This is a genomic window from Chelatococcus sp. GCM10030263 (assembly GCF_042666455.1).
Lineage (GTDB): Bacteria > Pseudomonadota > Alphaproteobacteria > Rhizobiales > Beijerinckiaceae > Chelatococcus.
The window spans coordinates 602,851-627,850 of sequence record NZ_JBHTDB010000016.1; the positions used below are offsets into that span (position 1 = coordinate 602,851).

Consider the following 25,000-nt stretch of genomic DNA (forward strand, 5'->3'; position numbering starts at 1 on the left):
TCAGTCTCCTCGTTAGGCCTCTCGGGCGGCCACTGTTTCGATATGGGCGCCGTGGTTGACGCCGCAGGTCGTGATGAATTGCAGGCCGCCCTCCCCGCCGTAGCGCGCCGAGAGCTCGCGCGCCAGGGCCGCGGCGGCTTGGGCAGAGCCGAGGAATGCAAAGCCCGTCGGGCCCCAGGAGCTCTGGCCGACGCCCGTGATGCCACGCGCTTCGAGCGCGGCCAGCACCTCGGCCACCCGCGGGCTCGTGAAGCGGCCGCCCTGGACGGGCGCGAAATGGTCACCCACCCGGCGCTGAATCTCGGCGATTCCCCGGCCGAATTCGTCGACGTCGCCCGCCACGAGGGCCGGCAGAACGCGCATGATGGCGAGGCGGCAGAGATGGCCTGCGAGTTCGGCCGGAAAGGGCGGTAAACGTTTGAAGGCTTCCGTCTCCGCCGATCCGTGGACGCCCTGCAGTGCCGGATCGAGGACGAGCAGGATACGCCAGTCTTCCGGCACCGGCAGCCGGGCGAGAAGCGGCGGCGGCGCCTCGCCTGCATCACGGCCACCGTCGAGAATGAAGCCGCCGCCGGTGAAGGCGGCGAGCCCGACGCCGGAGCGGTTGCCGCGATCGAGCGCACGCGCCGCGGAGACGGCATCGAAAGAGACATCATTGAGCCCGGCGAGCCCGGCGGCGACGGCCAGCGCAAGCTGCGTGCCCGAGCCGAAACCGGCATGCGCCGGGATCTCGCTCTCGACCGCGATGCTGCAGCAGGGCGAAACGCCGAGATGGGCGGCGGCGGCCTCCACGTGACGGCGGAGGCGCTCGTCGCCAACTTCAAGCGTCGGGGATGGAGCAATGGTGAGCACGAGCTCCGGACGCGACAAGGCGACCCCGAGGCTGCCGAAGCGGCGGCCCAGACCGCCGTTCAGATCGAGGAAGCCGAGGTGCAACCGAGCCGGAGCGCGCACCCGAATCCTGGCGGCGCTCATCGTGGTCACGCTCTTCACGTAAGTCGCCCCTCCCTGCTGGGTGCGAATGTTGGCCTTCTTGTGGTAGGCTGCGACTGTCCACCCCCAAAATCGGCAATGCAACACATGAATTCCTTAGAAATCTCATAAATTCTTTTTAGATACGTCGAATTTCTTGCTCCAACCTTAGAGCCGGTGCCATCATGGCCACGGACACCATGAGAGGAACCAATGGCGGCTTGGGTCAATGGACACGAAGCCGGTCTTGATGGCGCAGTCGAGACGAGTGCGAACATTCTGGCGCAGGCACGGGCGCCGCTGATCGGCGGGCTCGCCGCCGATGTCGCGGCGATTCGTGCCGCCTACAGGCTCGCCTTCGCGACTGGCGCCTCGCTGGATCCCGCCGGTTCTGCGGGGCTCTACACCGATCTCGCCGTCCTCTCGTCCTCCGGCCAAATGTTCACCACGCCGGCCGAAGCGCTCGCCCGCGCCGATCTCGCCGTGCTGATCGGCACCCGCGCGGCGACCTCGCCCCTGGCGGCCGAATTTGCGGCGCGCCCGGTTACGCGCGGCTCCGCCGGCACCAACCGCCGCCGCCTCATCGCTCTTGCCGAGACGGCGCCGGCCAGTGTCGACAGCTTAACACAAATCGCCCTGCCGGGCGCGCAACTCGCGCCGGCCATCGGCCTGCTGCGCGGGCTCGCCGCCAACCGTATCCATGCGCCGGCGGGCGACATGGGAGCGCTGACGGAGGTCCTGCCGGCGCTGACGGAAGCGTCCTTCGGGGTCGTGCTCTACGACGCCGAAGAGCTCGGCGAGCTTGCCGTCGAGATGTTGCATGGGCTCGTCAAGGATCTCAACGCGACGCGGCGCTTCACCACCCTGCCGATCGTCCGGGAAACGGCGGCGCGCGGTGCCCTTCAAGTCGGCGCCTGGACGACGGGCGATGCGCCGCGGGTAGGCCTCGGCCGTGGCTTTCCGGAGCATGATCCCTGGCGGTTCGATGCGGCCCGCCTGCTTGCAACCGGTGAAGCCGATACGCTGCTCTGGCTCGCCGCCCTCCCCGCTCCGCCACCGCCTGGCGGTGCGATCTCGACGATCGCGCTCGTCGGCCGCGCTGAAAAGCCGGTCGATCCGGCGAGCGCCGATGTGGTCATCGAAGTCGCCGTGCCCGGCGAGACCGGCTCCGGCGCCGTCTGGGATCAACGCCGCGCCACCTTCGTCTTTTCCAGCGCGCAAGCGGGCCCTCCTGCCTCCCGTTTGCCCCCGGCCTCCCACGTGCTCAGTGCCATCGAGGCCGCCGTCGCTGCCACGCGGAGGGCGGCATGATCACCCGCATCACCGGCGGACGGGTGATCGATCCCGTCCACGATCGCGACGGCATCGGAGATATCTGGATCGCGAACGGGCAGATCACCACAGCCCCCGGCGACGGCCGTGCCGACGAGGTGATCGACGCCCGCGGCGCCATCGTCATGGCGGGGGCGATCGACATCCACTCTCATATCGCCGGCGGCAATGTCATCCTCGCACGTCTCCTCCTGCCGGAGCTCCACGTCAGCGAGACGGCGGCGGACCTCGGCCTGCCCTTCGCGACCGCCCGCTGGTCGGCCTACGAGACCGGCCGGCTCTATGCGCAGATGGGCTACACCACGGTCATCGAGCCGGCGCTCGCACCGACGGCGGCGCTCGCCACCCATCTCGAGCTCGCCGACATCCCGATGATCGACCGCGGGGCGCTCAGCGTGCTTGGTAACGACGACCAGCTGCTCGCGCTCCTGCGCGACCGCCAGGGCAAGGACGCGGTCCGCGATCTCGTCGCACTGACGCTCGCCACCTCGCGCGGCCTCGGCGTCAAGGTCATCAATGCCGGCGGTGCGGCGGCCTTCAAGGAGAACGTCCGCCGTTACGGGCTGGACGACACCGTGCCGAGCTACGGGCTCAGCTCGCGCCAGATCCTGACGGCGCTGCTCGATGCCGTCGCGGCAATCGGCGTACCCCATCCCTTGCACGTTCACTGCAGCAATCTCGGCCTGCCGGGCTCGGACGAGACCATCCTCGCCACCATGGAGGCGGCGGAAGGCCGGCCGATCCATTTCGCCCACGCCGAGTTCTACAGCTACGGCGCCCGCGAAGAGGGTGGCTTCGTCTCGGCGGCGGAGCGCGTCTGCGCCGGGCTTGCGGCCCACCCCAATGTCACGCTCGACGTCGGCCAGGTGATCTTCGGCCAGACGACGACGATTTCGCTCGACATTCTGCGCCAGTACCAAGCCAACAAATCGGCCCGGCCGCGCAAATGGATCGTCACCGACGGCGATGCGGAAGGCGGCGGTATCATCCCGTTCAACTACAAGCGGACGAACGGGGTCAATGCGCTGCAATTCGCCATCGGCCTCGAGCTCTTCCTGCGCTCGCCGGATCCGTGGCGGGTGCTGCTCACGACAGACCATCCGAACGGCGGCCCTTTCACGGCCTATCCGCGCATTCTCCATCTCCTGATGGACAAGGCCGAGCGCGACCGCGTGATGGCGGGCCTGCCGGCCATGGCACGCAAGCGCTCGGGCGTCGACGCTATCGAGCGGGAATATACGCTCGCCGAGGTCGCCATCATGACGCGTGCCGCGCCGGCCAAGCTGCTCGGCCTCGCCGACCGCGGCCATCTCGGCCCGGGCGCCCGGGCGGACGTCGCCATCTACGACGACAATGCCGATCGGACGGCCATGTTCTCGCAGGCGCTCACGGTGCTCAAGGACGGGCGCGCCGTCATCCGCAACGGCGCGGCCACAGGCTGGCATGCCGGCCGCACGCTCGCCCTCGCCCCGGGTTATGATCAGGCCATGGAGCGTCGAGCCGATAGCTATCTGGACGAGCGTTTCGGCATGGGCCTCTCGGGCTTTGCCGTGCCGGAAGACGCTTTCGAGCCGGGCCTTTTCCAGGTGGAATCATGCCGGACCTGACGCTCAACGGCATTGCGCTCGACGACACCTTCGCCGAGGCTTTCGACATGGCGGCGGCCGGCCTCATCATCACCGCCGACAGCCTGCGATGGGCCGAAATCGCAGCCGTTACCATGACGGGCTTCGCCACCTCGGTGATCGGTAGCGGCTGCGAGGCCGCCATCAACTCCATTCTCAGGCCCGAAGATACGCCGGACGGGCGGCCGGGCGTGCGCATCCTCCTTTTCAGCTTCGACGGCAAGAGCGTGCAGCAGCAGCTGCAGCGCCGTGTCGGGCAATGCGTGCTGACGAGCCCAGGCTCGGCCTGCTTCGCAGGCACCGAGGGTGAGGAACGCGTCAGGGTCGGCGCCGGGCTCAGCATGTTCGGCGACGGCAATCAGGTGGCCAAGCGCATCGGCGACCGGCGGCTCTGGCGCATTCCGGTGATGGACGGCGAATTCCTGTGCGAGCACGACACCGGCCTCGTCAAGGAGGCGGTCGGCGGCGGCAATCTGCTCTTTCTCGGCCGCGACGAAGCCGGCACGCTCGCCGTGGCGGAGGCTGCCGCGGCGGCGGCCAAAAGCGTTCCCGACGTCATCCTGCCCTTCCCCGGCGGCATCGTACGCTCCGGCTCGAAGGTCGGCTCGCGCTACAAGGGCATGATGGCCTCCACCAATGACGCCTATTGCCCGACGCTGAAGGGCCGGCCCGGCTCGGCGCTTGCGCCCGAAGTCGGTTGCGTGCTCGAAATCGTCATCGACGGCCTGTCGAACGGGGCGGTGCGCGCCGCGATGCGCGCCGGGCTCCATGCGGCCGTCGCCGTCGGCCCCGACCACGGGCTCCTGCGCGTGACGGCCGGCAATTACGGCGGCAAGCTCGGCCGGCATCACTTCCATCTGCGGGAGTTGCTGACGTGAGCGCCCTCACCTTCCGCCTGCGCGAGGCGCCGCCGGAGCGGCTCGACCTGTCGGCCTTGGTGCCGCAACGCCTCGCAGGCCTCGCACCGCAGGAGATAGTGCGCCTGCCGATCGGCACGAGCCGCATGGGTGTCGTGGTCGGCGATCTCTTCGGCGTGGCGGGCAATGACCCCGTCGACATCCGCTTCGAGGGCGGCTCGCCCCGCTTCGACCGCCTCGGCGAAGGGCTGGACCGGGGGCGCATCACGGTCGCGGGTGAGGTCGGACAGCGCCTCGGCTTCGCCATGGCGGCCGGCGAACTTAGCGTCGAGGGATCGGCCGGTCCCTTTGCCGCGAGCGCGGCGACCGGGGGCGTCATCCGCATCGCGGGCAATGCGGATGAGCGGGCCGGCGGCGCGATCTACGGCGCCATGCACGGGCTCAACGGCGCGACCCTCATCATCGGCGGCAATGCCGGCCCACGGCTCGCCGACCGCATGCGCAGGGGCCTCGTCGTGGTGACAGGCGAAGCGGGCGATTTCGCCGGCTCACGGATGATCGCCGGCACCGTCATTGCCGCGGCCGTCGGCGACCATCCCGGCTATGGCATGCGGCGCGGCACCATTCTCACGCGACGCCACGGCGAACTTTTACCGACCTTTGTTGAAACCGGAGGCCACCGCTTCGTGTTTCTCCGAGTGCTTCAGCATTGGCTGCAGCACTCGGCCCCCGAATTGGCATCAGGTTTGCTTGCCACGTGGCCAGACGAGGTCCGCCGCCACGCCGGGGACCTCGCCGCCCTCGGCAAGGGCGAAATTCTGGTGGCCGCCTGATCCTTCCAGCGTCTCTCGCATCGCTGACCGGCAAAGGCGCCGCCCGGCAAAAGGAGTAGGACATCGATGCTTGCTGGCATGATCATCGTCATGTCGATCTGCATGATCGATACACCGTCGACCTGTCGGGAAGAGCATCTCGACTGGTCGTTCGAGCACGTGAGCGCCATGAGCTGCATGGTGGGCGCCGAACAGGCGATTGCCCAATGGGAACAGCAGCATCCGGCCTGGCGCGTATCACGCTGGCGTTGTGCGGCGCGCGGCTCGCTGCCAAAGAGAGCTTGAGCCGGTCTCGATCCGCGAAACCCCACGTCTCGTCTCAGGTGCCGCTGCCCAAATCGCATGGGTAACGGCCTGAGGCAACGCATTGCCCGCGCTCGCGCAGCAGGCTCTCTTGCGCCGGACGCTCTCTTGCGCAGGACGCCCGCCCGGACCCATGATCGCGCCGGCCTTGCGCGACCCGCCTGCTCGCGGCATGGAATGCAGGCTGCGGGCGAAGGTGCGAAAGATCGGGCATGGCACGGGCCTTCCAATCAATCCGGTTCAAGCTCGCACTTCTCGCGGGTGGAGCGGTGCTCGTCGCAGGGCTTTGCGCCATAGGCCTGGTGCTGGGCGCGCGGGCCAGCGACATCGCGCTCGAACGCGCCATCACCGCGCAGCGCCGCCTGGACCTTCTCACCGGCCTCTCCGCCCGCTTCTCCGATTACGGACTCGTCGCGGTTGACAGCGCCAATGGCGCGCCGGATGCCACCGGGCGCCTCACCAATGCCCGCATGCGGATCGAGGCGGCGCTGGCACGGGTCTCCGCCGCCCTTGATGCGAATACCGCAGGAGATCAGGCCCCCGGGGATGCAACGGCCTCCCATAGCCGCGCCTTCGCCCATCTCAATGCCGACTTCAGGCTGCTCCACGCGCAGATCGAGCAGGCGCTGGCCGAGCATGACGAGGAGCGGCGGGCGGATATCACGCGCGGCGCGCTCAACGCCTTCGCTGCCGCGGCAGGCCCCGTGCTGTCCCTCCTCGTCGAAGCGGAACAGCAAGCCACTGCGGAAGCCCGCGACAATGCACGCCGGCTCTCCCGCGACATGCAATGGGCGGCAATCGGCGGCGCCCTCCTTCTGCTCGCCGCCATCGCGCTCCTGCACAGACGCATCACCGGGCCGCTCGTCGCGCGGATAGGCGCCATCGAGCAGGCGGCCACCGCCATCGGACGGGGCGAACTCGACATTCGACTCGACCCCGGCGCACGCGATGAACTCGGCCTCCTCGTCACGCGTTTCAATCGCATGGCGGCCCGGCTGGCACGGCGCGAAAGCCGACTGTCGCAAGGCCGCTCAGCCCTTGAGCGGACCGTGGCCGAGCGCACCGCCGATCTCACCGCCGCCAATGAACGGCTCACCGCCATCGACAATTCGCGCCGGCGCTTCTTCGCGGATGTCAGCCATGAGCTCAGGACGCCGCTGACCGTGATCATCGGCGAATGCGATCTCGGCCTGCGGAGCTCGGCCGAACCCGACGATCCCATCCGCACGGCGCTCACCACCATCCGCGGACGTGCGCTGCGCCTCAACCGGCGGGTGGAAGACCTCTTGCGCATCGCCCGCTCGGAGAGCGGCGAAATCGAACTGCATCCCCGCGAAGTGGCTCTTCACCCGATCCTCGAGGAGGCCATCGAGAGCTTCGCGCGCCCTGCCCAGCGGCGCGGCCTGCGGCTGCAGTTGGACGATCACTCCCTCGACATCATTGTAACCGCGGACCGCGAATGGCTGCGCCAAGTGATCGAGGGGCTGATCGACAATGCCTTGCGCCATGCCGAGGGCGCTACCGTCGTGGTGATCGAGGCCGAAGAGCGGGACGATGGCGTCATCGTCAGCATCGCCGATGACGGCTGCGGCATTCCGCCTGAGGTCAGGGACAAGCTGCTCGAGCGTTTCTCACGCATCCCTGGCTCCGGCGAAACCGGCTTCGGCATCGGCCTCGCACTCGCCCGCTGGGTAATTGAGCATCATGGAGGTACCATCAGCATCAACGGCAACGAATCCGCCGGACGGGGCACCCGTATTCTCATTACCCTGCCCCGGACGGCCCGGAGGATCTGACCCATGAATATTCTCGTCGTCGAAGACGATGCCGATATCGGCTCCCTGCTCGCCCGCGGCCTCGAAGCCGAAGGCTTCATGGTCACGGTGGTCGATACCGCCGGGGCGGCCCTCGATCAGGCCCGTGAGAACAACCCCTGCGCCGTCGTGCTCGACATGCTGCTGCCGGACGGCTCCGGGCTCGACGTCTGCCGCACGCTGCGGGACACCGGCCATATCGGCCCCATCCTCTTCCTGAGCGCCAAGGATGAGGTGCGCGACCGCGCCGAAGGCCTTTCGGCGGGAGCGGATGACTACATCGTCAAGCCCTTCCAGTTCGATGAGCTCGTTGCCCGCCTCAGAACCCATCTGCTGCGGCGCCTGGGCGCTCCCGACGGCGAGCGCTTGATCGCCGGGCGCCTGATCCTCGACCTCAACATCCGCCAGGCGCATTTCGGCGAAATCCGCGTTCGGCTGACGCAGCGCGAGGCGGAGCTCCTCGCCATGCTGATGCGGGAGGCGAATCGGCCGATCTCGCGCGGCGAGATCTTCGACCGGCTGTGGGCGACCCAGGGAGGAGCCTCGCTCAATGTGGTCGATGTCTATGTCGGCTACCTGCGCGGCAAGCTCGCCGACATCACGCGGGCCAGCGGACCGGCCATCGTCACCGTGCGGGGGCGCGGCTTCATGCTCGACCTGTCGCACGGGTCGACCCCGCATTGACGGACATCAGGGGCTAGCCTCAGGGCGGCGGGACAGCCGCGGGGCTTGGCACCTCCCGGATGCCTGCCCTTCGCGGCATTCGGCAGAGCTCGGCAAACGGGTCTTCTCAGATCTTCCTTAGAATAGAATGATTGTTTCCGCTCCATCTGGCAGTATGTTTACTTGTCTCGACAATACGAATGCTGGGAGAGGAGCACGTCCATGAGAGCATTTCCCGTTTTGGGGGGCCTTGCCCTCGCGATTCTGGTCGTCGGCAGCGCATCCGCGGCCAAGAACAGCAACCGCGTGGAAGCCAATGCCTCGCCGGACGCCGCATGGGCGGCCGTCGGCGACTTCTGCGGCGTGAAGAATTGGCATCCAGCCATTGCCGACTGCGTCTTGTCGCGGGACAACGGCGCCGAAATTCGCACGCTGACCACCAAGGACGGCGGCAAATTCGTCGAGAAGCTGGTGAAGTGGGACGACAAGAACCACTCCTACACCTATGAAATCCTTGAAAGTCCACTGCCGGTCACAAGCTACGTCTCGACCTTCAAGGTGGAGGAGGACGACGAGCCGGGCAAGGTGGCGATCATCTGGTCGGCCGAGTTCGAGCCCAAGGGCGCAACCGAGCGCGAGGCAAGAGCCAAGGTCGGCGAGGTCTATGTCGCGGGGCTCCTCGGTCTGAAGTCCAAGCTCCCGAAGAAGTGACAGGCCCTGGCGCGGCTCCGCCCGCGCTTACCCGGCCTTGATCGCAGTGGAAACCTATGCGCGCCCAATGCTCCGGCGTGTCATTGGGCCTTTGCATGTCCCGTCCGGGGTAAACGAGGCGCCGATCCGCGCGTCAAAATGGCCGGGGAACGCAAACGCTTCGGGGATGATTTAGATCTTGTTCTCGGGCAAAAGCGGCCTATAGTAATAGGGATCGTGCTCGATAGCATAGACGATCAACTGCTTATGATTTTCTTATCAGAGAAGACCATAAGCAATCATGAGGATGAGGAGGAAATCTCATGCGCTGGCAAGCTCCGGTCATTCGTGAAATCTGCGTTGGCATGGAAGTGACAGGCTACCTTCCGTCGGAAATCTGATCCGAAGGAGAAGGAGCACGGGCGGCGTTCTCCCGCGTGGAGTGAAACCGTGAGAGCGATCGTCCTTGGTTCGGCAGCCGGGGGTGGCGTTCCTCAATGGAACTGCCGCTGCCCGGTTTGTCGTTTGGCCTGGGCCGGCGATGCCCGGGTTCGATGGCGCACCCAATCGAGCTTGGCGGTGAGCGTCGACGGGAAGGACTGGCTCCTCCTGAACGCCTCGCCCGACATTCGCCAACAGATTGCGGCGACGCCTGCCCTCCACCCCCAGGAGGGCGCCCGACATTCGCCGATTGCGGCGGTGCTCGTGACGAATGGCGACGTGGACCATGTCGCAGGGCTTCTGGGATTGCGCGAGAAGCAGCCTCTCGTGCTCCACGGGACGGCGGAGGTGCTCCAGTCGATCGCCGACAACCGCATCTTCGACGTCATGGATCGCGATGTCGTTCGGCGGCAACCGGTGGTTCTCGGCCGGGACTTCTCACCTCTGCCGGGTCTCGTCGCCAGGCTCGTTGCGGTGCCCGGCAAGGTGCCGCTCTGGCAAGAGAATGGTGAACCGGCGATCGGTGCCGCCACCGAGACGACGGTCGGTGTCCTCTTATCGGCGAGCGGCCGGCGCATCGCCTATATTCCAGGCTGCGCGGCGGTGACGCCGGAGGTGAAGCAGGCAATCGCCGGTGTGGATCTGCTGCTTTTCGACGGCACATTGTGGCGCGACGACGAAATGGTCCAAGCTGGGCTTGGAACGAAAACGGGCAAGCGCATGGGGCATCTCTCCATATCCGGGCCGGAGGGATCCATGGCCGCGCTCGCGGATGTGCCGGTCGGCCGGCGCGTCTTCGTCCATATCAACAATACGAATGCGGCTCTCATCGATGGGTCCGCCGAGCGAGGCGCCATCGAGGAGGCCGGCTGGGCCATCGCCCATGATGGAATGGCCTTTACGCTCTGAGAGTCGCCAAGACTGTCGCATGTCCGGGGATATCGAGATCGAGATGACCGCACTGCTCTCCCCCGCCGAACTGGAACAGGCGCTCCGCGACATCGGCGCGCGGCGCTACCACAACCTGCATCCGTTCCATAAGCTCCTGCACGGCGGGCAGCTGAGCCGCGACCAGGTGCGCGCCTGGGCGCTCAATCGCTACTATTACCAGGCGATGATCCCGATCAAGGACGCGACCATCTTGGCCCGCATGCACGACCCGGAGCTGAGGCGGATCTGGCGGCAGCGGATCCTCGACCACGACGGCGAGAGCGCCGGCGACGGCGGCATCGAGCGCTGGCTCAAGCTGACCGATGGGCTCGACCTGCCCCGCTCCTATGTCACGTCGACGCGCGGCCTGTTGCCCGGCACGCGCTTCGCCGTCGAGGCCTATGTGCATTTCGTGCGCGACCGATCGCTGCTCGAAGCGATCGCGTCTTCGCTGACGGAGCTCTTCAGCCCGAATATCATTTCGGAGCGCGTCGCCGGCATGCTCGCCGGCTATGACTTCGTCTCCAAGGAGACGCTGGCCTATTTCGACAAGCGTCTCAGCCAGGCGCCGCGCGACGCCGATTTCGCTCTCGACTATGTGAAAGAGCATGCCCGGACGGCGCCGGAACAACAGACCGTGCTCGGGGCTCTCACCTTCAAATGCAACGTGCTGTGGGTGCAGCTCGACGCGCTGTACCACGCCTATGTCAACCCCGGCCATGTGCCGCCGGGCGCATGGACCCCGGGCGCGGAGGTGGAGGGATGACGGGGCTTGCCCTCTCGGATGTGCCGCGCCTGCCGCGCGGGGTGCGATTGCGCTATGATGAAACGCGTGAGCGGCATGTGTTGCTCGCGCCCGAACGGGCCTTCGAGATCGACGATATCGCCGCCGCCGTGCTGGGCGCGGTCGACGGCCAGCGGACGGTCAGCCAAGTCGTCGATGCTCTGGCCGCCCAGTTCGACGAGAAGCGCGAGATCATCGAGGCCGATGTCGTCGCCATGCTCGACGATCTGCTGAACAAGAGGGTGCTGGAACGATGAACGCGCCCATGCCAACGGCCATGCCGACCACCACGCCCGTCACCATGCCGATCGGCCTCTTGGCCGAGCTCACGCATCGCTGCCCGCTACACTGCCCCTATTGCTCGAACCCGCTGGAGCTCGACCGCCGCTCGGCGGAGCTCGACACGGAGACATGGGCGCGCGTTTTCGACGAGGCGGCGTCCATGGGTGTTCTGCACGTGCATCTGTCGGGCGGCGAGCCGACGGCGCGAGCCGATATCGTTGACATCACCGGCCATTGTGCCCGGCTCGGGCTCTATACCAATCTCATCACCGCCGGCGTCGGCGCCGCGCTCGGCAAGCTCGACGCCTTGGCGGAGGCCGGCCTCGACCATGTGCAACTGTCGATCCAGGCTGCGGATGCCGCCAATGCCGAGCGCATCGGCGGGCTTCCGCGCGCACAGGCGGCGAAATTCGCCTTCGCGGAACGCGTCGTGGCGCTCGGCCTGCCCCTGACGCTCAACGCCGTCATCCATCGCGGAAATGTGCACGAGGTGCCGGCGATCATCGATCTCGCGGTGGCCATGGGCGCGCGGCGTCTCGAGGTGGCGCATACGCAATATTACGGCTGGGCCTATGTGAACCGGGCATCGCTGATGCCGACGCGAGCCCAGATGGACGAGAGCATCGCGGTTGTCGAGAGTGCGCGCGAGCGTCTGAAGGGCCAGCTCGTGATCGACATGGTGCTGCCCGACTACTATAGCCGCTTTCCGAAGCCCTGTGCCGGCGGCTGGGGGCGCAGGACGCTCAATGTCACGCCTTCCGGCAAGGTGCTGCCCTGCCATGCGGCGGAAACCATCCCGGGCCTTACCTTCTGGTCGGTGCGCGACGCCTCGCTCGCCGACATCTGGTTGAAATCGCCGGCCTTCAACGCCTATCGCGGCACGGAGTGGATGCCCGAGCTCTGCCGCAGCTGCGAGCGCAAGGAGATCGACTGGGGCGGCTGCCGCTGCCAGGCGCTGGCGCTCACCGGCGATGCGGCCGCCACCGATCCGGCCTGCCACAAGTCGCCGCTCCATGAACGCATGCAGGAGCTCGCGCGGGCGGAATCGGAAAGCAGCGAACCCACTCCCTATCGCTATCGCACCATGTCCGCCCCTCATTCCGCAGAGGCCCTCGTTCCATGATGCCTGTCTGGTCCCGTGCTGTTGCTCTTGCTGTCCTCCTTGGCGCGACGCCGGCTTATGCCGCCCCGGGTGATATCCCCAAGCTGGACGCCGCTAAGCCGGATGCCGCGACCCTCTTGTTCGAGACGCCACAGCTCACGACGACCAAGCCAAACGATACACTCGTCTACGACTACAAGCAGACGAACACCAATCCACAGCTCTTCGGGCCGGACGTTACGGACAGCATCCGCCTGACGGTGGATTCGAGCGCGAAACCGGATGCGCGCACCGTCCGGGCTCAGCTCTTCACGGGGCCGCGCCACCGCGCTGCGGGTCCCTTCGAGAATGTAACGGGCAACCCTGTCTTGTCCCTGTTCCTCGAGCAGCATGTACAGGCGCTCGCCCAGCAGCTGCACGCCAATCCGCGTTACCTCAAGAACGCCATCCGGGCTGCTCTGCGCGACAAGGCCGACGTCACCGCGACAGAGGTCACGATCGCCGGCCGGACGCTTCCCGGGTGGCGGGTACGGATCACACCCTTCGTGGCAGACCCGAACAAGGCGCGCATGGCCGGATTGGACGGGCTCGCTTATGAATTCACCGTTGCCGACGGAGTGCCCGGCGACATCGCCGAAATTCGGGTCAGCGCACCCGGCGGCAATGGAAAGAACCTCTTCGAGGAGACGCTGACCTATGATCCGACGGCTTCCTGAGGCAGCCTGCGTCGCCCTCGCCGCTGCGCTGTTCGCCGCCCTTCCCTCCGCACGCGCTGCCGATGGGGCTGATGTCAACGACTATCCCACAGTTGCCCGCGCCGACTATGTATTCACCTGCATGGCCGCCAATGGGCAGACGCACCAGGCGCTCGATCGCTGCTCGTGCTCCATCGATACGATTGCGTCGATCCTTCCCTACGACCGCTATGTGCAGGCCGAAACCATCCTCCGCATGCGTAACAGCATCGGCCAGGGCGCGGCGACCTTCCGCAGCACCAAGGAATTCGACGACACCGTCGCGGAGCTGAGACGCGCGCAGGCCGAAGCGGAGATACTCTGCTTCAAATAAGCCAAGCGCGCTGCGGCGCAGAGGGCTGGCTTAGGCCTATTGTCGACTGGACAGAGAGCGCGTTCGGGCTCATGGCCCGCGGTGGATGCAATGGAGACGACCGGAATGCCCTCCCCGGCAAGCGACATTCTCTCGGACCTCGGTCGACGAACGCTCGTTATGGGCATTCTCAATCTGACGCCGGATTCCTTTTCCGACGGCGGGTTGTTCAATGCGCCGGCGATCGCGCTGGAGCGGGCGCGTGCGCTGGTGACCGACGGCGCCGACATTCTCGATATCGGCGGCGAATCGACCCGCCCCGGCGCAACGGAAGTCTCCCCGGAAGAGGAGATGCGGCGCGTGCTGCCCGTTCTCACCGAGATCGCGCGGGCCGTCCAGGTGCCGATCTCGATCGACACCTACAAGGCCTCGACCGCGCGGGCGGCGCTGGAAGCCGGCGCCCGCATCGTCAACGACGTCTGGGGATTGCAGCGCGAGCCGGAGATCGCGGATGTGGTTGCGCAGTTCGGCGTGCCGGTGGTCGTCATGCACAACCGTCGAGAGGTCGATGCGAGCCTCGACATCATCGACGAGATGCGCGGCTTCTTCGACAAGACATTGGACATCGCCAGCAGGGCCGGCATTCCGGAGCGTCACATCATCCTCGACCCCGGCATCGGCTTCGGCAAATCACGGGCGCAGAACCTCGCCGCGCTCGGACGCCTCGACGAATTGAAGGCCTTGGGCTTTCCCGTCCTCATCGGCACGTCACGCAAGTCGCTCATCGGCTCGGTGGTCGACCGGCCGCCACAGGAGCGGCTCGCGGGTACCATCGCGAGCAATGTGCTCGCCGTGGCGGCCGGCGCCGACATCGTGCGCGTGCACGACGTGCGCGAGCATGTCGATGCCTGCCGCGTCACCCGCGCCATACTGGATCATCGGGCATGAGTGATCACATCTTCGTTCAACGCATCGCGATCTATGCCTATCACGGGCTCAACCCGGAGGAGGAAAAGCTCGGCCAGCGCTTTTTCGTGTCGCTCGATTGTGAGCTCGACACCTCCACGGCCGGCCGCAACGACGACTGGAACAGCACGGTTTGCTACGGCCAGATGACCGAGGTCGTGACGCGGCTCGGCACCAATGGGCGCTTCCACATCATCGAGGCCCTGGCAGAGGCGGTCGCGCAGGAACTCCTGGCGCGTTTCCCGCGGCTCGAGCAGGTCAGCGTCGAGGTGGAGAAACCTTCCGCGCCCGTTCCCGCCATCATCGACGGCGTGTCCGTGCGGATCACGCGCCGGCGCCATGGCTGACGCCTATCTCAGCCTCGGCAGCAACCTCGGTGACAAGCGTGCCATGATCGCACGGGCCGTCGAACGGCTCGGTGCGGCCGGCGTCGCCGTCATCGCGCGATCAAGCGATTATCGGACGCCGCCCTGGGGCGACGAGGACCAGGACTGGTTCGTCAATGCCTGCGTGAAGGTGCGCACGGACCTCTCGCCGCATGACCTGCTGACGCTCTGCCTCGCCGTCGAACGCGACCTCGGGCGCGTGCGCACGCGCAAATGGGGGCCGCGCACGATCGATATCGATCTTCTCGTCTATGACGGCGTGCAGATGGCGTCCGGCGATCTCGTGCTGCCGCATCCCCGCATCGCCGAGCGCGCCTTCGTCCTGCAGCCGCTGGCGGAGATCGCGCCCGATCTGGAGATCACGGGGCGCAGGATCTCCGCGATGCTGCAGGGTCTTGATGCAATGGGCATCGAACGGCTTCCAAGCCGGGATCCGCCACCTTCGTCGTGACTATGGCGAGACGCGGCTGTGATTACGTTCTGGAAGCTGAACAAGGAGGCGAAGAGCCTCAATGCATCTATAGCCGGCAAAAGAAGGATTACTGGGCCTTGCCGCTCTCGGCGGGCGTGGCAACCGAGATGAGCTTGCCTCTGAAGTCGAGCAGCGGCACGCCATAGCTCGCGAGCACGCGGTTGAAATCGGCCTGGCGCTTGGCAATGACCCCGTTCAGCTTGTGTTTCCAGTCGTCCTCCTCCGGTCGAATTCCGAAAGTGATGCGGAAACTGAGGGGCGGCCGACCGGTTTCCTCAACGAGGGGAATAACCTTGAGCGGCACGCCGGCCTTCTTCGCGAAATAGCCGCCGATCGGTCCCCAGAGCAATGCGCCATCGATCTCACCGGAGGCCAGATCGGCGATCATATCCTCGCCCGGAGACTGGAAGCGACGCTCGACCAGAAGCGCATAGCTCTTCGCGTCCTTTATCAGCCCCTGCTCCATCAGGTGATCGACCGGGGGCGTGGCGGCAACGACACCGAGCCGATGTCCCTTGAGACGTGGATCGTCGAGGCGCGTCACATCGGCCAAGGGTCCGTCCGCCTTCACGACGAGGACATAGACCGAACTGTAGTAGGGGTTTGTATGCTGCACCGGGTCGGCGCCGGCGGCATAGCCGATAATGACGTCGCAAAGCCCGGTCTGGAGCGTGTTGCGGGCAAAGCCCGGACCCTGGGACAGCCAGAAATAGCGGACGGGAACCTTCAATTCGTCGGCAACGATGTCGGCGATCTTATTTTCGAAACCTTCAGCCTGCCGGTTCGAGAAGGGCATATTGGCCGGATCGGCGCAAACCCTGAAGGCATCCCTCGCCACCAGGTCCGGCATGGTCTGCGCCGCCGCCGGGAAAACGACACCGTCGGCGGCCGCCAGAGCGAGCAAGCCGGCCACGAAGGCTGCTTTGCGCGATCGCCTATCCGCCAAGACAGGCATCCTCGGCCTCTCTGGCGCTGGGTGGCTTGTCGTCGTGCTTGGCGGGGCGCCCGCGCGCCAGTCCACCAACGGCGCGCGCCTTCAGATAGACGTAGATGTCGTCGAGGTAGCACATGACGTTCTTGTTCGTGCCGAAGGCCGGCATCACGTTCTCGCTGCCCGTGTTGACGTTCTGCCGTCCCTGGACCACGACCTCGGTGAATTGCTCATAGGTCATCGTCTTGAGCGATTCGGCCAAGGCTGGAGCATAGGTCGAGCCGGCCCCATCTGGCCCGTGGCAGACGTGGCACTCGGCATGGTAGCGGCGGAATCCGGAATAGGTATACCAATCCACAGTACCGTCAGGCTTGATATTGAAGGTCGGCGCGCCATCAGCGTCAAAATACTTGCCGTCTTGTTCGCTGGCCGGCTTTGCCGCGCTTTCCGCCGGCTTTGCCGCACCATCGGCCGGTTGCGCCGGTTGTTGGGCCATGGCGACCGTGGTCAGACTTCCCGCCAGAAACAGGAAGGACGCCAGGCCCAGAGCCATGCGATGTGATCCGAGAGAAAAAGACAACACAGGTCCTCCGGGGAAATCGAGAGTTTTCGCTGAAGGCGCCGCCGTCGGTCTGAGGGCGTCCTCTCGCCGTTCAGCCTGGATCACAAAGAGGCCAGCGCGAAGCGCGCTTCGCGCTGGCCATCTCGCGGTCCCGCCAGAACTTGCGGGCTCACACGGCCGTCACGGGATGGCGAAGACCGTCAGCTGCCCCCCCAGAGCAGTGTAGTCGTTCAGAGCAGCATAGCCGCCCACCGCGCCGAGACCGGCGTTGGGATCCGTCAAGCCTGCCGCGAGACCGATGCCGGCCCAGCCGCCAACACCCGAGAGGACAGCAACATACTGCTTGCCCTTGTGCGTGTAGGTCATGACGTTGCCGATGATGCCCGACGGAGTCTTGAACTTGTAGAGTTCCTTGCCCGTCTTGGCATCGACCGCCTTCAGATAGCCCTCGAGAGTGCCGTAGAAGACGATGTCACCCGCGGTCGCCAGAGCGCCGGACCACACGGAGAACCTCTCCGGAAGCGACCAGACGATCTTGCCCTCACGCGCGTCCCACGCGATGAAGTTACCCATGTTGCCGTTGCCGCCAGGCGCGGCATACATGGAAAGCGTGGCACCGACATAGGGCTGCCCCGGTGTATAGCTCACGCGGAACGGCTCGTAGTCCATGCAGACGTGATTCGTCGGCACGTAGAACAGGCCGGTCTTGGGCGAGAAGGACGCAGGCTGCTGGTCCTTGGTGCCGAGAGCCGCCGGGCAAATGCCCTTCGTATTCACGTCTTCGCCGTTCTGCTCGGTTGAATACTTGGCATCGACGATCGGCCGGCCATAGGTCTTGCTGTTCTTGTCCATATCGACCTTGCTGGCCCAGTTGACAGCAGGATCGTATTTTTCGGCGACGAGCAATTCGCCGGTCGCGCGGTCGAGTGTATAGCCGAAGCCGTTACGATCGAAATGAACCAGCAAGGGACGCTGCTGGCCCTGGATTTCCTGGTCGACCAGCATCATTTCGTTGACGCCGTCGTAGTCCCACTCGTCATGGGGGGTCATCTGGTAGACCCACTTCGCCATGCCCGTGTCGGGGTCACGTGCGAAGATCGTCATCGACCACTTGTTGTCGCCCGGGCGCTGCTTCGGGTTCCAGGTCGACGGGTTGCCAGTGCCGTAATAAACCAGGTTCTGCTGCGGATCGTAGGAATACCAGCCCCAGGTGCAGCCGCCGCCGGTCTGCCACTGGTCGCCCTGCCAGGTCTTCAGCGAGGAATCCTTGCCGATCGGCTTTCCGAGCTCGGTCGTTTTCTCGGGATCGATGAGGAGTTCACTGTCGGGCCCTGTCGAATAAGCGCGCCAGATGCGTTTGCCGGTCTTGATGTCGTAGGCCGTCACGTGACAGCGCACGCCATATTCACCGCCAGAGATGCCGACGAGGAGCTTGTCCTTCACCGGCAGCACGGTGGCCGTGTTCGTCTCACCCTTCTTGGGATCGCCATTGACCACCGTCCAGGCGACTTTGCCCGTCTTGGCGTCGAGAGCCACCAGCGTGGTATCAGCCTGATGCAGGAAGACCATCCCGTCCGCATAGGCGAGGCCGCGATTGACCGTGTCGCAGCACATGACGGGAATGACGCTCGGATCCTGACGGGGCTCGTACTTCCAGATGATACGGCCGTCGTCGTTAAGATCGAGCGCGTAGACGATGTTCGGGAACGGCGTATGGACATACATTACATCGCCGATGACCAGCGGTGAGCCTTCATGGCCACGAAGAACGCCGGTCGAAAACGTCCAGGTCGGCGTGAGCTTGCCGACGTTGCTGGCGTTGATCTGGTCAAGCTTCGAATAACGTGTGTTGGCGTAATCCCCTGTCTGGATGACCCATTGGTTTGGGTCTTGAATCATCTTCTGCAGCTCGTCATTGGCGTGCGCGGGCAAGGCCCAGGCAACGACCAATGACAGAGCAGCCCACAGTCCGGTCTTTTTCATCAGGGCTTCCTCCGAATGGGTATAGCGCCCCACGCCGGACAACCGACGTCATGGCACAACTAGCACCCGCTCTTTTCGCCTTGGGGACACCGCTTCTCTTCGGCAGCGTGTCACGACCGGCGTTTGCGCCCTTTAAGCCATGCGGCGACTGGCGTCGCGCTGGCCTACGAACCGAACCCCGCTTTCCCCGTGCGGAGCCGTTGAAGCCGAAGATTACCGAGATGCTAGGCAAAGTCTGCGGCTTACGCAATATCCATCTCGCGTTATCTTTTACTTCGCAATTGCAGCATGAAGCCCGATAACTGTTTGCGTCGCAACAAAATCGCGCCATTAACCGTAATTGATCAACCTCCGCCCGGATACAGCGCAGCTGAAGGTTAGAACCACGTCAACGGAGACCGAGCGGCAGTCTTCATATTATTATCTTATGAAGAATTATGAGTTGTTGAAAGCTCTTCTAATCCAGCCCATCATCCCTTCGCGTTCACGGTGTTAGCCGAGCGCGCGGAGCGAATTTGACGCGTGAGTTCCGTCGCCCTCAGGCGTGCGGTCACACTCAAGTTCTGAAGGTCCACGCGCTTGATGGAGTCGTCATTGGTCCATTTGATTCCGACGATGACTCATCGGCAGCAGCGGGAGGCAGATGCCGGGGTGGGACCGCTAGCCGCGCGACACCAGCCAGCGGGCAAGGACCGCCAAGCGCCCGGTCAAGAGGCGGTCGATCCAGAGCGGAGCAACGATTGGTGAGGATGACGCCACTGCTGACGCGACGGGACATGCTCCTGTTCGGCGCCGGGCTGGCCTTTGCCGGGTCGGGCCGGGCCCGCGCGGCCTCGCCCATCGGGATCAAGGTCGGCGTCCTTCAGTTCGGCACGGTGAGTTGGGAGATCGAGGCGATTCGGAAGAATGGTCTCGATGCCGAGCACGGCATCCGCGTCGAGGCCGTCCCGCTCGCCTCGAACGAAGCGGCGCGCATTGCCTTCCAGGCGGGAAATGTCGACACCATCGTTACCGATCTGCTCCTGGCGGCGCGGCTACGTGCCGAAGGGATGAAGGTAGTCTATCTGCCCTTTTCGGCAAGCGAAGGCGCGCTCATGGTGCCGCCGGCTTCATCCATAACCGGCGTCGCCGACCTGGCGGGCAAGAAGATCGGCGTTGCCGGGGGAGCGCTCGACAAGAGCTGGCTGCTGCTGCAGGCCTATGCCAAACGCGAGGCAAAGATCGATCTCGCATCGAGCGCCGATCCGGTCTTCGGCGCCCCTCCCCTGCTCGCCGAAAAGCTGCGGTCGGGCGAATTCGATGCGGCGCTCCTCTACTGGAATTATTGTGCAAGACTGGAGCCCGCGGGTTTTCGCAAACTGATCGGGGTCGACCGTCTCACCACCGCCTTCGGCGCCCAGGGGCAAGTGGCGCTTCTGGGCTACATCTTTAGCGAGGATTTCGTCGCGCGGCGGGCGCAGGCTCTGGAGGCTTTCGCCGCCGCTTCGGCCCAGGCCAAGCAGCTCTTGGCGAGATCCGACGCGGCTTGGGACGGCGTCCGCCCGCTCATGCGCGTCGACGACGACGACACCTTCGCGGCGATGCGGCGTGGTTTCATCGAGGGCATCCCCAGCCGCCCCATGGCCGAAGAGCAGGCGGATGCGGCGCGGGTCTATGCGGTTCTCGCCGATCTCGGCGGCGATCGCCTCATCGGGCCGGCGAAGAGCTTGCCCGCCGGGCTCTACTGGGAAGGACGGGCGGATGGACCGTAGTCCGTCGCGCGCCACGGGCATCGGCCTGCAGCTCGGATCGGTCGTCGCGTTCATCGCCGTCTGGCAGATCGGAGCGATGATCGCCGCATCGCGCGTTCTGCCGTCCCCGCTGGAGATCGCCGGCTTCATTGCCGAAGAGACCCGACGCGGCGATCTCATCAGCAATGTGGGGATCACGCTCTGGCGCGTGGCCGCATCCTTCACCATTGCGATGGCGGTCGGATCGGCGATCGGGGTGGCGCTGGGGCGTTCGCGCGGCGCGGACCGTGCCTTCGGCCCCTGGGTGCTCGTGCTGCTCAACACGCCGGCGCTCGTCATCACCGTGCTCTGTTATATCTGGCTGGGGCTCAACGATGCCGCCGCCATCCTGGCGGTTGCGCTCAACAAGATGCCGAACACGGCGGTCACCTTGCGCGAGGGCGCGCGATCGCTCGACCCCGGCCTCGACGAAATGAGCCGCGCTTATCGCTTCTCCCGGATCACCTGGTTGCTCCATGTCGCCGTGCCGCAACTCGCCCCCTATGTCGCGGCCGCGAGCCGCTCGGGCCTCGGGCTCGTGTGGAAGATCGTGCTGGTCGTCGAACTGCTCGGCCGGCCGAACGGTGTCGGCTACGCCATATCGCTCTATTTCCAGCTGTTCGATGTCCGGGCGGTCATCGGCTATGCGGTGGCCTTTGCCGCGGTGATGCTCGCCATCGAATTCTTCGTCCTGCAACCCATCGAGAACCATGTCCGGCGCTGGCGTCTCGCAACCGCTTGAAATTGCGATCACCCGCAAGCGCTATCGCCGGCCCGACGGGGCGGAGGTGGAGGCGGTGCGCGATCTCGCTTTCACGCTGGAGCCGGGCTCCTTCACCTGCATGATCGGGCCGTCGGGCTGCGGCAAGACGACGACCTTACGCATCCTGCTCGGGCTCGATCGCGATTTCGAGGGTCATATTCGCCCCTCACCGGATGCGCTCACCATCGGCATCGCCTTTCAGGAACCTCGGCTGCTGCCCTGGCGCTCGGTCGAGCAAAACGTGCGCCTGGCACTCCCCGCCGGCAGTCGCGAGAAATCGCTCGACTCGCTGTTCGAGGCGCTCGGTCTCTCGGAATGGCGCGGCCAATACCCCGGCGAACTCTCGCTCGGGCTCGCCCGCCGCGCCTCGCTCGCCCGGGCGCTGGCGGTGGAACCTGAGCTACTGGTGCTCGACGAGCCCTTCGTCTCCCTCGACGACCATGCCGCGGCGGAGCTGCGGTCCGTGCTGGTCGCGTCCATCGCGCCGTCCGGCGTGACCGTGCTCATGGTCACGCACAATCTCCGCGAGGCGCTCGAGCTCGCCGACCGGCTCATCTTCCTGACGCCCCGCCCGGCGCGCGTGCTCGGGGAGACGCGCCTCGGGGAGACGCGCGAGCAGCGCTCCGGCGCGTGGATCGAAAGCTGGCGCGGCAAGCTGGCTGCGCAGTTTCCAAGCGTGGTGGCGCAATGACGGCATGGGGTGATGCAAAGGGTCCTCATCGTCCGCCCGTGGATGCGCGGCCATCGGACGCGTTTTTCTTCCGCGCCACAATGATAGGTGGTTATCGGGACGAGCGGGCAATCAGCCCAAAGAAACCGGGGAGGAGAACCCGAATTCCCGCAGGTCGTGCGACTCACGGCGCGGTGCTGCGGACAGATCTATGTTCCAAGGAGAAGAATGACATGAAGCATATGGTTTTCGCGACCCTGGCCCTGTTTGCGCTCGCGGCTCCAGCCCAAGCGCAAGACGCTGCGGCGGGCGAAAAGCTCTTCTTGCGATGCAAGGCCTGCCACCAGATCGGCGAGAACGCGAAAAACGTCCTCGGGCCGGAGCTCAACGGCGTCGTCGGCCGCAAGGCCGCGTCCGTCGAGGGCTATTCCTATTCAAAAGGCCTGTCCGGGGCAGACTTCAACTGGGATGAGGCCAAGCTCACGGAATGGCTGCACAATCCCAAGAAGATGATTCCCGGCACGAAGATGATCTTCCCCGGCTTTCCCAAGGACCAGGACGTCAAGAACGTCATCGCTTACCTTGAGCAGTTCGGTCCAGACGGCAAGAAGAAGACGCCGTAAGCCATGCATCGGCAGGCGGATCGGCTTCGGCCGGTCCGCCGCTCACGCGACGGCGCCGTCCGCCGTGGATCCGCGCAACGCCGCGATATTGGCCGTATAGGCCGTGGCCGCGCCTTTGAACACGGCTGATCCCGCCACGAGCACGTCGGCTCCAGCCGCCACGCAGACCCGCGCCGTTTCGGCCGTGACGCCGCCGTCTACTTGCAGGTGGATGGGCCTTCCGCCGATCATGGCGCGCAGGCGCCGGATCTTTTCGAGCTGAGCGGGAATGAAGGCCTGCCCGCCGAAACCGGGATTGACCGTCATGACGAGCACGAGATCGAGCTTGTCGATGACATGCTCGATCACGCTCTCGGGTGTCGCCGGGCAGAGCGCGACGCCCGCCTTGATTCCGAGCGCACGGATTGCCTGCAGCGAGCGGTCGAGATGGGGACCGGCCTCCGCATGGACGGTGATGAGCTCTGCGCCCGCCTTGGCGAAGGCCTCCAGATAGGAGTCCGCGGGCGCGATCATCAGATGGACGTCGAAGAGCTTTGTCGTATGCGGCCTGAGCGCCCGCACGACATCCGGCCCGAAGGTGATGTTGGGCACAAAATGCCCATCCATCACGTCGAGATGGATCCAGTCGGCGCCGGCTCTATCGATCGCCCTCACCTCCTCCGCCAGGCGCGAGAAGTCGGCCGCCAGGATCGACGGGGCAACAAGCGGCAGGGTCATGCCCGAAGCTCCTGCAGCTGGCTCTCCTTCACCTCGCGGAAGACGCGGCTGGCCAGAATGTCCTCCGGCTCGATCGTCGTGAGTTCCTCGGCCGTCACCACCCGGCCCTTGAGGTCGCCGACGAGGCGATTGGCTTGTCTCAGCCGCGCGCGGTCGAGGGCGTTGCGGATGGAGCGGGCATTGGCAAAATGCGGCTGCTCCCGGCGGGCGCCGATATAGCGCGTCAAGGCCTCTCGCGCCGCGGCGCTGAGGCGGTAGTTCTGGTTGGCCAGGATCTTCTCGCCGATGTGAAGAAGCTCGCCATTGTCGTAATCGGGAAAATCGACGTGGTGGGCGATGCGCGAACGAAAGCCCGGATTGGACGTGAAGAACCGCTCCATGCGGTCGGCATAGCCGGCGAGGATGACGACGAGATCGTCGCGCTGGCTCTCCATGACCTGCAGCAGGATTTCGATCGCCTCCTGGCCATAGTCGCGCTCGTTCTCGGGCCGGTAGAGATAGTAGGCCTCATCGATGAAGAGCACGCCGCCCATGGCCTTTTTCAGGATCTCCTTCGTCTTGGGCGCGGTGTGGCCGATATATTGGCCGACGAGGTCGTCGCGTGTCACCGAAACGAGATGGCCACGGCGGACGAAGCCGAGCCGGTGCAGGATGTCGGCCATTCTCAGCGCGACGGTCGTCTTGCCGGTGCCGGGATTGCCGGTGAAGGACATGTGCAAGGTGGGCGGCTCGCTGGCGAGGCCGAGCTTGCGCCGCGCGCGCTCCACGAGCAGGAGCGCGGCAATCTCGCGAATGCGCGTTTTCACGGGCTTCAGGCCGACGAGCTCCTCGTCGAGACGGCCGAGCACCTCCTCGATGCCGAGTTCGGCGAGTTCCTCGCGCAAATCGATGCTGGCCAGCTGAACTGGCGCCTGATCGGTCATGGCTGTCATGGTCGAATCCCTGCCTCCGGGGAAAAAATCCGGCGCCCTCCGGCGCCGGATCAAGTGGCCGGCCGTCTCACATGCGGCCGGCAGGGAGGAACGCTCACGCCGGCGTGTAACGCTGCCCTTCCGGACGCTCGGCGGCATAGGAATGGGTGGTGTAGCGGATCTTTCGGCCGTCCACCTCCTGACGGGAGAGGCTGAAGCCCGGCTCCTCCTGCGGGCGGTTGACGAGGAAGGAGATCCGGAGCGATTCCCAGCCATGGCTCGCGTCGAATCCGGAGAGCCTGATGTAGCGGTCTCCGTAGACGCGCCGGCACTCGGCAAGCTCCATCATGACCGCTGCCGCGTCGCGAATCTCGAACATCGGCAGGCCCCACATCTCCCAAAATGTATTGCGGGGGTGGGGATCATCCGTGAACTCGATGTTCACGGCCCAGCCATTGTCGATGCAGTATTGAACTTGCGAACGGATCTGATCGTCGGTGAGATCCGGCAAAAATGAGAAACAACCTTGAGTGATGCGCATAGTGGTGATCCTTAGTAGTGTCCCGGTCGTG

27 protein-coding genes and 1 pseudogene are annotated in these 25,000 nt (G+C 65.6%); 21 read left to right on the forward strand and 7 right to left on the reverse strand.

Going from position 1 to position 25,000, the window contains the following annotated elements:
- Window positions 1-12: 12 nt before the first annotated feature.
- Entirely contained in the window at window positions 13-975 is a 963-nt protein-coding gene (locus tag ACFQU1_RS25150; protein WP_378138370.1) for a beta-ribofuranosylaminobenzene 5'-phosphate synthase family protein, read from the reverse strand.
- Between the two features lie 210 nt (window positions 976-1,185).
- On the opposite strand from ACFQU1_RS25150, the gene ACFQU1_RS25155 reads away from it, so the two are divergent.
- The 17 genes and pseudogenes from ACFQU1_RS25155 to folK all read left to right on the forward strand — a co-directional run bounded on the left by ACFQU1_RS25155 (window position 1,186) and on the right by folK (window position 15,478).
- The gene (locus ACFQU1_RS25155; RefSeq protein WP_378137963.1) at window positions 1,186-2,283 is read left to right on the forward strand and encodes a formyltransferase; all 1,098 of its coding nucleotides are present in this window, start codon (window positions 1,186-1,188) and stop codon (window positions 2,281-2,283) included.
- Window positions 2,280-3,911 carry a formylmethanofuran dehydrogenase subunit A gene (locus tag ACFQU1_RS25160; protein WP_378137965.1) on the forward strand — a complete coding sequence of 544 codons (1,632 nt, stop codon included), beginning with the start codon at window positions 2,280-2,282 and terminating at the stop codon, window positions 3,909-3,911. The genes ACFQU1_RS25155 and ACFQU1_RS25160 overlap by 4 nt, the downstream gene beginning before the upstream one ends.
- Window positions 3,899-4,807 (forward strand): formylmethanofuran--tetrahydromethanopterin N-formyltransferase, encoded by a 909-nt coding sequence (fhcD, locus tag ACFQU1_RS25165; protein WP_378137967.1) that lies wholly within the window; start codon window positions 3,899-3,901, stop codon window positions 4,805-4,807. The genes ACFQU1_RS25160 and fhcD overlap by 13 nt, the downstream gene beginning before the upstream one ends.
- Window positions 4,804-5,619, forward strand: a complete 816-nt coding sequence (locus tag ACFQU1_RS25170; RefSeq protein ID WP_378137969.1) for a formylmethanofuran dehydrogenase subunit C — start codon at window positions 4,804-4,806, stop codon at window positions 5,617-5,619. The genes fhcD and ACFQU1_RS25170 overlap by 4 nt, the downstream gene beginning before the upstream one ends.
- A 66-nt stretch (window positions 5,620-5,685) precedes the next feature.
- On the forward strand, window positions 5,686-5,904 hold the full coding sequence (locus ACFQU1_RS25175; RefSeq protein ID WP_378137971.1) for a hypothetical protein: 219 nt from the start codon (window positions 5,686-5,688) through the stop codon (window positions 5,902-5,904).
- Window positions 5,905-6,134: 230 nt separating this feature from the next.
- Entirely contained in the window at window positions 6,135-7,718 is a 1,584-nt protein-coding gene (locus tag ACFQU1_RS25180) for an ATP-binding protein (RefSeq protein ID WP_378137973.1), read from the forward strand.
- 3 nt (window positions 7,719-7,721) lie between these two features.
- Complete coding sequence (locus ACFQU1_RS25185) at window positions 7,722-8,420, forward strand: response regulator transcription factor (RefSeq protein ID WP_378137975.1); 699 nt, start codon at window positions 7,722-7,724, stop codon at window positions 8,418-8,420.
- A 201-nt stretch (window positions 8,421-8,621) separates the two neighbouring features.
- Window positions 8,622-9,110 carry an SRPBCC family protein gene (locus ACFQU1_RS25190; protein ID WP_378137977.1) on the forward strand — a complete coding sequence of 163 codons (489 nt, stop codon included), beginning with the start codon at window positions 8,622-8,624 and terminating at the stop codon, window positions 9,108-9,110.
- 302 nt (window positions 9,111-9,412) lie between these two features.
- Window positions 9,413-9,490, forward strand: a complete 78-nt coding sequence (gene pqqA, locus ACFQU1_RS25195) for a pyrroloquinoline quinone precursor peptide PqqA (RefSeq protein WP_378138372.1) — start codon at window positions 9,413-9,415, stop codon at window positions 9,488-9,490.
- 49 nt (window positions 9,491-9,539) lie between these two features.
- Window positions 9,540-10,439 (forward strand): pyrroloquinoline quinone biosynthesis protein PqqB, encoded by a 900-nt coding sequence (pqqB, locus tag ACFQU1_RS25200; RefSeq protein WP_378137979.1) that lies wholly within the window; start codon window positions 9,540-9,542, stop codon window positions 10,437-10,439.
- A gap of 19 nt (window positions 10,440-10,458) precedes the next feature.
- Window positions 10,459-11,501: pseudogene (gene pqqC, locus ACFQU1_RS25205) on the forward strand (pyrroloquinoline-quinone synthase PqqC).
- Complete coding sequence (gene pqqE, locus ACFQU1_RS25210) at window positions 11,498-12,649, forward strand: pyrroloquinoline quinone biosynthesis protein PqqE (protein ID WP_378137981.1); 1,152 nt, start codon at window positions 11,498-11,500, stop codon at window positions 12,647-12,649. Before pqqC ends, pqqE begins: the two are co-directional and overlap by 4 nt.
- Window positions 12,646-13,344 carry a hypothetical protein gene (locus ACFQU1_RS25215; RefSeq protein ID WP_378137983.1) on the forward strand — a complete coding sequence of 233 codons (699 nt, stop codon included), beginning with the start codon at window positions 12,646-12,648 and terminating at the stop codon, window positions 13,342-13,344. The genes pqqE and ACFQU1_RS25215 overlap by 4 nt, the downstream gene beginning before the upstream one ends.
- Window positions 13,325-13,696, forward strand: a complete 372-nt coding sequence (locus ACFQU1_RS25220; RefSeq protein ID WP_378137985.1) for a hypothetical protein — start codon at window positions 13,325-13,327, stop codon at window positions 13,694-13,696. The genes ACFQU1_RS25215 and ACFQU1_RS25220 overlap by 20 nt, the downstream gene beginning before the upstream one ends.
- Before the next feature lie 105 nt (window positions 13,697-13,801).
- Window positions 13,802-14,623, forward strand: coding sequence for a dihydropteroate synthase (gene folP / locus ACFQU1_RS25225; protein WP_378137987.1), 822 nt, complete (start codon window positions 13,802-13,804; stop codon window positions 14,621-14,623).
- On the forward strand, window positions 14,620-14,988 hold the full coding sequence (folB, locus tag ACFQU1_RS25230) for a dihydroneopterin aldolase (RefSeq protein WP_378137989.1): 369 nt from the start codon (window positions 14,620-14,622) through the stop codon (window positions 14,986-14,988). The genes folP and folB overlap by 4 nt, the downstream gene beginning before the upstream one ends.
- Window positions 14,981-15,478: a 2-amino-4-hydroxy-6-hydroxymethyldihydropteridine diphosphokinase gene (gene folK / locus ACFQU1_RS25235; protein WP_378137991.1), complete on the forward strand. Its 498-nt coding sequence runs from the start codon at window positions 14,981-14,983 to the stop codon at window positions 15,476-15,478. Before folB ends, folK begins: the two co-directional genes overlap by 8 nt.
- Before the next feature lie 88 nt (window positions 15,479-15,566).
- Here the strand turns inward: folK and ACFQU1_RS25240 are convergent, their stop codons facing one another.
- The 3 genes from ACFQU1_RS25240 to xoxF5 all read right to left on the reverse strand — a co-directional run bounded on the left by ACFQU1_RS25240 (window position 15,567) and on the right by xoxF5 (window position 18,975).
- Window positions 15,567-16,454 carry a substrate-binding domain-containing protein gene (locus ACFQU1_RS25240; RefSeq protein WP_378137993.1) on the reverse strand — a complete coding sequence of 296 codons (888 nt, stop codon included), beginning with the start codon at window positions 16,452-16,454 and terminating at the stop codon, window positions 15,567-15,569.
- Window positions 16,435-16,983: a c-type cytochrome, methanol metabolism-related gene (locus ACFQU1_RS25245; RefSeq protein WP_378137995.1), complete on the reverse strand. Its 549-nt coding sequence runs from the start codon at window positions 16,981-16,983 to the stop codon at window positions 16,435-16,437. The genes ACFQU1_RS25240 and ACFQU1_RS25245 overlap by 20 nt, the downstream gene beginning before the upstream one ends.
- Before the next feature lie 189 nt (window positions 16,984-17,172).
- On the reverse strand, window positions 17,173-18,975 hold the full coding sequence (gene xoxF5 / locus ACFQU1_RS25250) for a lanthanide-dependent methanol dehydrogenase XoxF5 (RefSeq protein ID WP_378137997.1): 1,803 nt from the start codon (window positions 18,973-18,975) through the stop codon (window positions 17,173-17,175).
- 749 nt (window positions 18,976-19,724) lie between these two features.
- Between xoxF5 and ACFQU1_RS25255 the strand changes: the two genes are divergently transcribed.
- The 4 genes from ACFQU1_RS25255 to ACFQU1_RS25270 all read left to right on the forward strand — a co-directional run bounded on the left by ACFQU1_RS25255 (window position 19,725) and on the right by ACFQU1_RS25270 (window position 22,800).
- The gene (locus ACFQU1_RS25255; protein ID WP_378137999.1) at window positions 19,725-20,726 is read left to right on the forward strand and encodes an ABC transporter substrate-binding protein; all 1,002 of its coding nucleotides are present in this window, start codon (window positions 19,725-19,727) and stop codon (window positions 20,724-20,726) included.
- Entirely contained in the window at window positions 20,716-21,486 is a 771-nt protein-coding gene (locus ACFQU1_RS25260; RefSeq protein ID WP_378138001.1) for an ABC transporter permease, read from the forward strand. The genes ACFQU1_RS25255 and ACFQU1_RS25260 overlap by 11 nt, the downstream gene beginning before the upstream one ends.
- A complete protein-coding gene (locus ACFQU1_RS25265; protein WP_378138003.1) occupies window positions 21,455-22,198 on the forward strand; it encodes an ABC transporter ATP-binding protein in 744 nt (247 codons plus the stop codon). Before ACFQU1_RS25260 ends, ACFQU1_RS25265 begins: the two co-directional genes overlap by 32 nt.
- 212 nt (window positions 22,199-22,410) lie before the next feature.
- On the forward strand, window positions 22,411-22,800 hold the full coding sequence (locus tag ACFQU1_RS25270; RefSeq protein WP_378138005.1) for a c-type cytochrome: 390 nt from the start codon (window positions 22,411-22,413) through the stop codon (window positions 22,798-22,800).
- A 42-nt stretch (window positions 22,801-22,842) separates the two neighbouring features.
- On the opposite strand, the gene rpe is transcribed toward ACFQU1_RS25270, so the two are convergent.
- The 3 genes from rpe to ACFQU1_RS25285 all read right to left on the reverse strand — a co-directional run bounded on the left by rpe (window position 22,843) and on the right by ACFQU1_RS25285 (window position 24,969).
- Window positions 22,843-23,517: a ribulose-phosphate 3-epimerase gene (gene rpe, locus ACFQU1_RS25275; RefSeq protein ID WP_378138007.1), complete on the reverse strand. Its 675-nt coding sequence runs from the start codon at window positions 23,515-23,517 to the stop codon at window positions 22,843-22,845.
- A complete protein-coding gene (gene cbbX / locus ACFQU1_RS25280) occupies window positions 23,514-24,440 on the reverse strand; it encodes a CbbX protein (protein WP_378138374.1) in 927 nt (308 codons plus the stop codon). The genes rpe and cbbX overlap by 4 nt, the downstream gene beginning before the upstream one ends.
- A 103-nt stretch (window positions 24,441-24,543) precedes the next feature.
- Window positions 24,544-24,969 carry a ribulose bisphosphate carboxylase small subunit gene (locus ACFQU1_RS25285; protein ID WP_378138009.1) on the reverse strand — a complete coding sequence of 142 codons (426 nt, stop codon included), beginning with the start codon at window positions 24,967-24,969 and terminating at the stop codon, window positions 24,544-24,546.
- Window positions 24,970-25,000 lie beyond the last annotated feature (31 nt).

Bases quoted from the DNA above. Each gene is read 5' to 3' on its own strand.
- xoxF5 (WP_378137997.1), bottom strand. From the start codon at position 18,975: ATGAAAAAGACCGGACTGTGGGCTGCTCTGTCATTGGTCGTTGCCTGG.
- ACFQU1_RS25150 (WP_378138370.1), bottom strand. From the start codon at position 975: ATGAGCGCCGCCAGGATTCGGGTGCGCGCTCCGGCTCGGTTGCACCTC.
- cbbX (WP_378138374.1), bottom strand. From the start codon at position 24,440: ATGACCGATCAGGCGCCAGTTCAGCTGGCCAGCATCGATTTGCGCGAG.
- ACFQU1_RS25265 (WP_378138003.1), top strand. From the start codon at position 21,455: ATGTCCGGCGCTGGCGTCTCGCAACCGCTTGAAATTGCGATCACCCGC.
- ACFQU1_RS25160 (WP_378137965.1), top strand. From the start codon at position 2,280: ATGATCACCCGCATCACCGGCGGACGGGTGATCGATCCCGTCCACGAT.
- ACFQU1_RS25215 (WP_378137983.1), top strand. From the start codon at position 12,646: ATGATGCCTGTCTGGTCCCGTGCTGTTGCTCTTGCTGTCCTCCTTGGC.
- ACFQU1_RS25185 (WP_378137975.1), top strand. From the start codon at position 7,722: ATGAATATTCTCGTCGTCGAAGACGATGCCGATATCGGCTCCCTGCTC.
- ACFQU1_RS25175 (WP_378137971.1), top strand. From the start codon at position 5,686: ATGCTTGCTGGCATGATCATCGTCATGTCGATCTGCATGATCGATACA.
- folK (WP_378137991.1), top strand. From the start codon at position 14,981: ATGGCTGACGCCTATCTCAGCCTCGGCAGCAACCTCGGTGACAAGCGT.
- pqqE (WP_378137981.1), top strand. From the start codon at position 11,498: ATGAACGCGCCCATGCCAACGGCCATGCCGACCACCACGCCCGTCACC.
- ACFQU1_RS25180 (WP_378137973.1), top strand. From the start codon at position 6,135: ATGGCACGGGCCTTCCAATCAATCCGGTTCAAGCTCGCACTTCTCGCG.
- folP (WP_378137987.1), top strand. From the start codon at position 13,802: ATGCCCTCCCCGGCAAGCGACATTCTCTCGGACCTCGGTCGACGAACG.
- ACFQU1_RS25190 (WP_378137977.1), top strand. From the start codon at position 8,622: ATGAGAGCATTTCCCGTTTTGGGGGGCCTTGCCCTCGCGATTCTGGTC.
- ACFQU1_RS25285 (WP_378138009.1), bottom strand. From the start codon at position 24,969: ATGCGCATCACTCAAGGTTGTTTCTCATTTTTGCCGGATCTCACCGAC.
- ACFQU1_RS25255 (WP_378137999.1), top strand. From the start codon at position 19,725: ATGACGCCACTGCTGACGCGACGGGACATGCTCCTGTTCGGCGCCGGG.
- pqqA (WP_378138372.1), top strand. From the start codon at position 9,413: ATGCGCTGGCAAGCTCCGGTCATTCGTGAAATCTGCGTTGGCATGGAA.
- ACFQU1_RS25155 (WP_378137963.1), top strand. From the start codon at position 1,186: ATGGCGGCTTGGGTCAATGGACACGAAGCCGGTCTTGATGGCGCAGTC.
- folB (WP_378137989.1), top strand. From the start codon at position 14,620: ATGAGTGATCACATCTTCGTTCAACGCATCGCGATCTATGCCTATCAC.
- ACFQU1_RS25270 (WP_378138005.1), top strand. From the start codon at position 22,411: ATGAAGCATATGGTTTTCGCGACCCTGGCCCTGTTTGCGCTCGCGGCT.
- ACFQU1_RS25245 (WP_378137995.1), bottom strand. From the start codon at position 16,983: ATGGCTCTGGGCCTGGCGTCCTTCCTGTTTCTGGCGGGAAGTCTGACC.
- rpe (WP_378138007.1), bottom strand. From the start codon at position 23,517: ATGACCCTGCCGCTTGTTGCCCCGTCGATCCTGGCGGCCGACTTCTCG.
- fhcD (WP_378137967.1), top strand. From the start codon at position 3,899: ATGCCGGACCTGACGCTCAACGGCATTGCGCTCGACGACACCTTCGCC.
- ACFQU1_RS25240 (WP_378137993.1), bottom strand. From the start codon at position 16,454: ATGCCTGTCTTGGCGGATAGGCGATCGCGCAAAGCAGCCTTCGTGGCC.
- ACFQU1_RS25220 (WP_378137985.1), top strand. From the start codon at position 13,325: ATGATCCGACGGCTTCCTGAGGCAGCCTGCGTCGCCCTCGCCGCTGCG.
- ACFQU1_RS25260 (WP_378138001.1), top strand. From the start codon at position 20,716: ATGGACCGTAGTCCGTCGCGCGCCACGGGCATCGGCCTGCAGCTCGGA.